General features: G+C 40.3%; 5 protein-coding genes and 1 pseudogene. 1 reads left to right on the top strand and 5 read right to left on the bottom strand.

Translation table 11 applies throughout. The features are described 5' to 3' along the window. Positions 1-198: 198 nt before the first annotated feature. The 5 genes from I8752_RS27480 to I8752_RS27500 all read right to left on the bottom strand — a co-directional run bounded on the left by I8752_RS27480 (position 199) and on the right by I8752_RS27500 (position 5,267). Positions 199-1,194 carry a DUF4255 domain-containing protein gene (locus I8752_RS27480; protein ID WP_214435396.1) on the bottom strand — a complete coding sequence of 332 codons (996 nt, stop codon included), beginning with the start codon at positions 1,192-1,194 and terminating at the stop codon, positions 199-201. A 359-nt stretch (positions 1,195-1,553) separates the two neighbouring features. Beyond that, positions 1,554-2,039, bottom strand: a complete 486-nt coding sequence (locus I8752_RS27485; protein WP_214435397.1) for a phage tail protein — start codon at positions 2,037-2,039, stop codon at positions 1,554-1,556. 119 nt (positions 2,040-2,158) lie between these two features. Further along, positions 2,159-2,617 (bottom strand): phage tail protein, encoded by a 459-nt coding sequence (locus tag I8752_RS27490; RefSeq protein ID WP_214435398.1) that lies wholly within the window; start codon positions 2,615-2,617, stop codon positions 2,159-2,161. A 52-nt stretch (positions 2,618-2,669) separates the two neighbouring features. Further along, a complete protein-coding gene (locus I8752_RS27495; RefSeq protein WP_214435399.1) occupies positions 2,670-4,376 on the bottom strand; it encodes a phage tail sheath family protein in 1,707 nt (568 codons plus the stop codon). A gap of 45 nt (positions 4,377-4,421) precedes the next feature. After that, a complete protein-coding gene (locus I8752_RS27500) occupies positions 4,422-5,267 on the bottom strand; it encodes a beta-sandwich domain-containing protein (protein ID WP_214435400.1) in 846 nt (281 codons plus the stop codon). Between the two features lie 701 nt (positions 5,268-5,968). Between I8752_RS27500 and I8752_RS37655 the strand changes: the two are divergent. Next, positions 5,969-6,263: pseudogene (locus I8752_RS37655) on the top strand (ISNCY family transposase); the annotation flags it as partial.

The following is a 6,263-nucleotide window of genomic DNA, read 5'->3' on the forward strand; positions in this document are numbered from 1 at the left end:
TTGAGGTATACATATAAGATAAACCTTTTACTTTAAAAAAATAGATGAGTATATTTACAAAAACAATAACTTATGTTCAAAACATATAAGATTTTACTACACCTATTTTTATTAAAAAACTGATATTGGCTTATCTAAGAAAGAAAAGATTTATTCAGCAATATTAACTGGTAAAACGAATTGGTGTAGCCGCACATACTAGTCTTGAAGAGCTATAACAGCACTATCGTTTATGGTTGGATGTAAAATGAAAGTCTGCTCGTTCGACACTACCTCTAAATCTTTATAGTTTTGGTACTTATATAGTTGTTGATGAACAACTTGAACCTTTTGAACCCCAGCATGTAAATTTTGAGGCAGTTTAAACAAAATTCTATTGTCTTCAACAATTTGTGGTTCTAAGAGGTTTTCTGCTGCGTTCAGACGCAGCAGAGTTATATCTGCACTGAGATTTTTGCCATAAACGATTAGACTGCTTCCCGCAACAATCTGGCTATTTGTAGGCGATGCAACAATTTTCTCAATTTGCGGCTGATTCAATGCTCCCTTACTAGAACCTGAAGCAAGTGAAGATATCTGAGAGCCAATAAACACCATTGATACTTCGTAGGCAATTGAGGGTCGATAAGAACCTTGTAAGAGCGACCACAATCTCGACATCTGTTCTGTATCAAACAAGTTTGGAACGATCTTTACTTGGTCTAACTGCTCGGTCAAAGCTTCAACAGAAGTCGATTCAATCGCTTGTGCCAAAAGACCGGAACGATTGATAGTTGCGACATGATTTAGTGCTGCTCGAATCGCGGCGTTGGATAAAACCGGAGTTTGATGCATCAACTGCATGACATAACCCAACAGCATTTCCGTCTGAAAGTCTTTGTTTCCGTAGGCGGTCAATACATAATGGAGATTGAGGGCCAAAGGGAGAATTGCACTTTCTTCCGTACTGGCTTGATGATAGGCTGGTTGGTAGCGATCGCGCTCACCCATATCTGCATTCCGGTTTTGTGAAACTTGGTAGAGAAACAGATTTAGCTGGGGTTGATCGTCAACTCCAATAGAAATCCGATCTGGGGGAAGTGTGGTTACTAGTATATTTCCCATACTCGACAGTGCTGCATTCTGAACCAAACCATCTTCTAACAAGTTTTTGAATACAGCTGTCATCGCTGCGATCGCTAATCCATTACTCATAAATTTCCACTTAATGCACTATCTTCATTCAGAGCTTTGTCGCGAGTTTTTAGTCTAGTTTTTGAATCAAGACTTAGTGAGGATAGAAAGCCAGAAATGAAGTTGGAGTTTGGTAAAAAAATGGGCGTTGCTGATTGAAAGTATGAATGAGTTTCACGCAAAAACACAAAGGCGCAAAGAATCTTTTTTTAGTTATATCAAAGATGTCAATTCATACTCTGATTCCGCACTACTAAGTGTTGCACTCGCAGGGCTATTAATCCTTACTAAAGTAGATGTTGCTAAAACAGCAATTACACTAAATAAATTTCGTTTTATGATTTTGCTTCTCTACAATGAATTTAATTTTGTACAACTACTTACTTCACCCGTTTAAAGCCTTCGTAGGCTACTTCTACTTCCTCAATTTCTATCTCTTGGCTATTAGATTTAACATCTAAAATTTTGTACCGCGATGGCCAAGCTGCTGTCAGTTCAAATCTTGCCTGGGGTTTTCCATCTTCATAAATTGTTAAAATAGCATTTTTTCGCTGTTTAGCCCAGTTACCATCCTCGGTCAACTCAAACCATTTCCATAAAGCCATCGAACTTGTCATTCCTCGAAGTAATGTTAAATTTCCGCTCTTTGCATTACCTGGAAGTTTCGTTCGTACAACCTTTCCTTTACTTGCCTTGCCCCATCGACCCGAAGTAACTTCACAAAACTCAATTACATCTTGCGAGTAGTCAAATCCTTGGCATTCTAAGAAAACTGCGTCTACCAAGTCACTTGAGCCATCAAGCTTTAAATCTAAATGGAAATTAGATGCAGTAAAATAAACGGGACTTCTAGATGAATTTGCCATAATTTCTATCGTCAAACTAAAGGAGCTTAATTATCGAACTAACAAAATTAAAAAAGAAGGTTTGCCCTCTATTGAAAGAGGGCAAGTGATTTATTTTTGCGCGATAATACAGATATTAACTATTGTTCGCGTGTGACTTCTTGAGCAACTAACTCTATCGTTTCGCAAATTAATTCTCCACCAGCAGAAGTCATTGAAGAGACTGAATACTTGCAGGGGTAGCATTGCTTAATCTGCCATTCCATAACTGGCTTACCATCTGCATACGCAGTAATTTTTGCATCTTCAAGTTGTCCTTTCCAGTCAGGATTCTTACCTGTAGGAGGATTAACTTTATTAAACCAAGTATAGGCACTCTTATCTTTACATCCAGCTAAAACAATTGTTGGGTTCTGCGGCTTGACGGGTGTTGGCTTTGGCTGGTATGTTTTCTCTCCCTGTTTCCCAGATCCAGCAACATGATCCGTAGGAGGAGCATCCATACCCATATTACTAAACTCTTTGACTGGTAAGTCCTTGATCTTAGACCCAGCACTAAAGGTAAAGCTAGAACATTCAATGTAATTTTGCTCTGGCATGATTTTTTCTCCTAGTTATTTCGTGCAATGAATAGTTGACTTGAGAGGATTATTAGTTTTGTTCTGTTTCTAGAGAATTCCACTGGCTGATGCGGAAGACCACAAATTCAGCCGGACGTACAGGGCATACACCAACATCGATATATAAACGCCCCAAAGTCATTGTTTCAGGTGTATTATTTTCAGCATCGCATTTGACGTAAAACGCTTGGCTAGGAGTAGCTCCAAACAATGCACCCTCGCGCCATATCCGCTCTAAAAAATTACTAACGGTATATCTAACCTGCGTCCACAAATCTTCGTCATTCGGTTCAAACACAGCCCACTGAGTTCCAGCTTCAATTGAGCGTTCAATATAGCTGACGAGTCGTCTGACGCTGATATATCGCCATTCAGTTTTATCAGGTTCAACCAGGGTTCTAGCACCCCAAATCCGAATTCCTCGGTTAGGAAATTTCCGAATACAGTTGATACCTAACGGGTTAAGGAGTTCTTGCTCTCTGAAGTTGACATCGTATGCTAAACCAGTAATTCCTCTGGGGACTTCATTCGCAGGAGCCTTATAAACACCCCGTGATTCATCGGTTCGACCCCATACGCCCATCATGTGCCCAGAAGGAGGAACAAGAATTGGCCGCCCGGCATTTCGAGGATTAGGTACTTTAACCCAAGGATAATAAAGAGCGGCAAACATGGAACGACGACCAAAATCATCTAACCAATCAACGACATCTTGAGGTTTAGTGCGATCGGGGGGAGAGTCTAACACAACCATGCGATTAGTTGGCCCTGGCATATCGCCGCTAGTAGAACCTTCAGACATACTGATCATGGTCTCCATCACACCATGAACTTGTTCGAGATCTAAAATTTGAGCTTCATAAGCTCGCATTAAATCTGGAAAACAGATCATTGTAATCTCGTCGATTTCAAAGATACCGAGAACGCCTGTTCGTTCGCTGCGATCGCCTTCTATTTCATGAGCAAATTTTTCAGGTGTAGAATTTGGTGCTGGAGGCAGTAGTTCGTATTCGCCATTTAAAGGTCGTCGGGCTATGGGCATTCCAGGTTTAGCAATGTCTTGAATCGAAACATACTTAGAGTTTTTCAGAGCCTCAACAACGTAGGTTGCAGCCTGCGCTTGGGGTTTTAGATCCATACTCAAGTGATTATATTCCTCAAGCACTTGCTCATCTCGGCACACTTTTAAAGAGAAGAACTGACCTGAATTACGAGGTATCGTTAAGAGCGATTCACCCTCAATCTCGTCGCTTTCTCCATCGACATCCTTTGCAGGAGGCAACGCCAGAGGCGTTCCATCTTGAATTTTGATTTTAATCGGCCCGTTATCGAATTCTTCCGGCCGGATGAATAAATTTAAGCTTGGGCGATTACCGCGTCTTGGGATCTCTAAGGGAGGAGCTTGCCGTTTTGAATTTGCTTGCCCAATACCGGGGAGTTGCGTTCCAATACTTGTAATCCAACAACGTCCGCCTCCATTCAAGAAATATCCGCGAACCGAGAAAGGTAAATAGGCATCGAACTCTGTGAAGCCGTTAGAGTTGGGTCTGGCAAAGTATTCCAGATACTGAGTCCAACTTGTAACCAGCATAGGTTTAAAGAGTTCAGCCCCACCTCGTATATCTTCAGTAAAACCGATAAATCCGGCGACCGAAGTACTAACGCCTTCAATCGGACGACTGCCGCGATCGACTTCTTCAACATAAACGCCTGGTGCAAAGTAATCTAGTCTAGCCATGTTAAGTGTTCCTTGATTTGTTGGATAATTGATTGATAGAGAAATTTAGTAGGCGGGCATAAGTAATATCTCTTTGGGGATACATGGTTCTCCGTCTACAAAAACATTGCAAGTTTTAAACTCATAGCCAGATCGTTTCAAGTGTAAAATGTAGTTTCCAGAGGTCAAATTCTCAAAGATAAAATACCCTTCATCATTGCTAGTTACTGATTTTTCGGTTCCTTGAAGCATGATTCGGACTCGTTTTAATGGTTTTGCGTTCATAGTATTTTTGACAATGCCAGCAATGGCAAATCGCTGAGTTATAACTCCACTTTTGCTGATAGCTGGAATTGAATTATTGACCCCAAAATGCCGTTCAGTAACCAAAGGCACAGTTGTTTTTCTCCATACATTAAAGGGAACAGTTACTGTCAAATAAATAGCAGGTCGTATGGGAATAGAAAGAGAACTCCATAAACTTTCTACATTAATAGGTGGGTCGCTAGTGACTGATAATGATAAGTTGCCGTGACCGCGAAGGTCAGGAGTTAAAAACTCCTCTCGTAACGTTCGACTACGCATTAATAGCAGTAAAGTCTCAGATAGAAGGTGAAGCTCTCCCAATACAGTGCGATCGCGCGCTGTAATTACAATGGAGATATCGAACCAACTAGGCGCTCTAGATACTTCTGCAACCTGTCGTGAATCATCAAAATAGCGTTCAACCTGTCTGCCATTATTTGGTATTTTTTTACTTATTCGCACATCATAGAGATAGAGGTTAAGTGATAGCTCTCTATGATTCTTTTCTAAACTTGCAGGGTGACTAAAATCTATTTGCTCAGTGCTAGTGAGAACAGCTCCGTTAGCCAACATTTCAGCAAGTGTTTGAAGAATCGAATTTAGCATGAGCAGATATCTAATTCGTTTCTATATACTTAGATTAGGACATCTCTTAGCCAATGCAATTAGACTTATGTATTAATTTAAATTCAGCAGTTCTGGCTGAATTGTTTGGCAGAAATCACTAAAAAACACGGGTATAAGGGTGTAGGGGTGTAGGGTGTAGGGGAAGAAAAAGTGTTGCTTTCATTCATAACAGGTGGTTTGCTGTCTGTCGGACGCTTCTATTACTTTCTGGATTAAATAAGTAATAAATAAACCCTTTTATCTAGAAGAGTAAAAGGGTTTAAATTGATTCATTGCATGGATTAAGTGATTGAATCCAAGCAATAAATGTGGATTTTCTAAGGACGCTGTATTTCTTGCGCTGCGCGTCTCAAAATACATATTTTCTTACTTTTCATAAATAATGGTGTCTTTAAACACCCTAGACTTAAGTAAGATTGTTTTTCTAAAACCTCCTGCCCTTTACCTTTCTTCGGTAAAAAGATAATCCCCATAAATAAATGAGCAGGGATTTATAATGAATGTATTGTTCCTCACGCTGTGCGTCTCGAAACAAGTGTTTTGACTTTGTTCCATAAATAAATTCAGTTGCTTTCAAATCATTTATCTTCTTCTTTCTTTTTTTCTAGAACCGCAAAGTTTGCTAGAGAGGGTCAGATATTCAAGTAAACTAGGGAACACAGAGAATATGTGGTGCATGAATGGCAAGAAAAAGCCCTCAAGCAAAAGCGACATCATCTGAAGTACTAGAATGCGTGCAACAGAATTGTCCCAGTTGCGGCAAACCCATGTGGAATGAGTACAACAATCTGCGACGCGTGAGGACTCTCAAAGGAGTAGTACAACTGCTGTTAAAAATTCGCCGTTGTCAGAATAAGTCTTGTGAGCGTTACAGAATTAAGTATCGACCAGAACAGGAAGGTTCTTGGGCATTACCACAACAAGAATTTGGGTTAGATGTGATTGCACTGGTAGGAGCATTGCGCTACCAAGAAC

Source organism: Dendronalium phyllosphericum CENA369 (assembly GCF_016056275.1).
Classification (GTDB): domain Bacteria; phylum Cyanobacteriota; class Cyanobacteriia; order Cyanobacteriales; family Nostocaceae; genus Dendronalium; species Dendronalium phyllosphericum.

Coding starts and splice junctions, on each gene's coding strand:
- I8752_RS27480 (WP_214435396.1), bottom strand. CDS start 1,194: ATGAGTAATGGATTAGCGATCGCAGCGATGACAGCTGTATTCAAAAAC.
- I8752_RS27485 (WP_214435397.1), bottom strand. CDS start 2,039: ATGGCAAATTCATCTAGAAGTCCCGTTTATTTTACTGCATCTAATTTC.
- I8752_RS27490 (WP_214435398.1), bottom strand. CDS start 2,617: ATGCCAGAGCAAAATTACATTGAATGTTCTAGCTTTACCTTTAGTGCT.
- I8752_RS27495 (WP_214435399.1), bottom strand. CDS start 4,376: ATGGCTAGACTAGATTACTTTGCACCAGGCGTTTATGTTGAAGAAGTC.
- I8752_RS27500 (WP_214435400.1), bottom strand. CDS start 5,267: ATGCTAAATTCGATTCTTCAAACACTTGCTGAAATGTTGGCTAACGGA.